The organism is Nocardiopsis salina YIM 90010 (assembly GCF_000341025.1).
Lineage (GTDB): Bacteria > Actinomycetota > Actinomycetes > Streptosporangiales > Streptosporangiaceae > Nocardiopsis > Nocardiopsis salina.
On sequence record NZ_ANBF01000195.1, the window covers coordinates 1 to 1893 of the forward strand.

Annotated in this window: 1 protein-coding gene; it reads right to left on the minus strand. The window is 68.5% G+C overall.

Annotated elements, in window-relative coordinates; translation table 11 throughout:
- Window positions 1-127 precede the first annotated feature (127 nt).
- Window positions 128-460 (minus strand): WhiB family transcriptional regulator, encoded by a 333-nt coding sequence (locus D474_RS0122645; RefSeq protein WP_017615769.1) that lies wholly within the window; start codon window positions 458-460, stop codon window positions 128-130.
- Window positions 461-1893: the final 1433 nt, after the last annotated feature.

Below are 1893 nucleotides of genomic sequence, written 5' to 3' on the forward strand. Positions count from 1 at the left end.
TCCCTCCGGGGCAGACGGATGCGGTCGGATCCGGCGGACATCTCCCGTCTGTCCGCCGACGGCGCCGGACCTCCGTCCGGGACCCCCTCCCTGGGCCTGTGGCCCACGCGGGGTCCGACGCCGACAGTCACTTGCGGGCGGTGACCGGCTCCGCGGAGCGGCGGGAGGCCTCACGGCGCTCCTGCTCGCGCTCGTAGTTGCGCTCGGCGCTTGTGAGCAGGTCGTACCAGTTCGTGACGTCCTTGCGGCGCCGCAACAGCGCCCTCCGCTCGCGTTCGGTCATGCCTCCCCAGACACCGAACTCGATGCGGTTGTCGAGCGCCTCTGCCAGGCACTCGGTCCGTACAGGGCATCCGCGGCAGATCAGCTTGGCACGGTTCTGCGCAGCTCCCTGGACGAACAGGGCGTCCGGGTCGATCTCACGGCACTTCGCACGGATCGCCATCTTCTCGTTCCACATGTTGCCCCACTCCCAAGATCAGCATGTGTGGTGATCGGATTCCACCTCCGGACGGACCCGGGGTGGCCGAGGAACAGCGGACCGATCCGAGGACGATGGTCTTCTGTCGCAGCGCGGGGGGACCGCGCTTCACGCCTTCGGGGGTTGTTCGTTTCGGCGCGCTGTGTTCCTCGTTGTCGCTGGTGTCGAAACTACGGATCGTCCCAGTTCACCAACAGTCCCCAAGAGGCCTATTTCTCATATGGCCCAGTAGGACCATCGGACCGAGGGGGAGTGTCATCATACACATACGCAGGGTAATGGCGTGTGGTGCGGGCCCTCACGGAACCACCGTGAAACGGCCTCCACGACCGTTTCACCGACAACCGTGATGACCTGCGACTTCACGTCATCCGACGAGTCCTTCACAGGACCTGCGCGAGACCCCGGACAGGACTCTCCGTCATCCACCTGACTCGAATGGACTAGTCACCTCTTCCGGGCGGGTCACACGCTTATCCAGGACCACTCACAAGAACACGACTCACGGCCACTCGGAAATACTCATTAGTAACCACGGAGCCGGCCTTTTGTGCTGGAGGTCCCATTTATTCCGTGCGTCCGTCCCGAAGTTCGGGCCGGGGAGCTGCCGGCACACCGTGCAGCAGGTTGCAGGCGTACTCAGTGGGCCGCGTCCGCTGCCCGCTCGGGTTCCGCCCCCGTCGGCCCATCACCGGCCCCACCCCACGCTCGAGACATGCCCACGGACCGAAAGGATCTGGCCGAACGCTGAGGCGCCCCGAACCGCGGTGGCCGGGTCCGCGGGCGCGTGTGGCCGATGTGCTGGCCGCCACGCCGTCGCCGCGGGACCGACCACAACGGGTGACCCGCAACCCTTGCCCACCGACGCCCAGTCGGACTCCTGGGGCCAGCACAGCAGGCGCTCGGGAACGCCGCCGATCACGCGGAGGTGGGTCGGCTCGGCCGGACCCCGACCTACTTGGAGAGCGCCGTGACACCGGACGTACGGGCCGACGAGACGGTCTTCGTACCCGACGGCGGACATAGCCGTGGTCGAGGCGAGGGAGCTCGCGTCCCCGTGGCGATGCGGTAGCGGGTCCCGCAGCTCGTGGGGCCGTGTCGAGCAGGAATCGGGAAGGGGAAACCGTCTCGGTGTCCGCCCGATGATCCCCGCCCGGGTGCACGCCGACACGGCGGTGCTCCTCGTCGATCACCCCGCCGCGTGGGAGGGCCTCAGGAGCGCCCGGGGTGCCGCCCCCGCGCCCCGAGGCCCCGGCGCTTCCAGGCAGTGGGAGCAGAGAGGGGTGAGGCCGGTGAAGCACCTGCTCCGGGCTGTGGAGCCGGCCTCCCGGGACCAGCACTGAAGGTCGGGCCGGAGGTGTCGGAGACCGGGAACGACGAAGGCGCCCGCCGCCGCACTTGCGAGTGCGGCG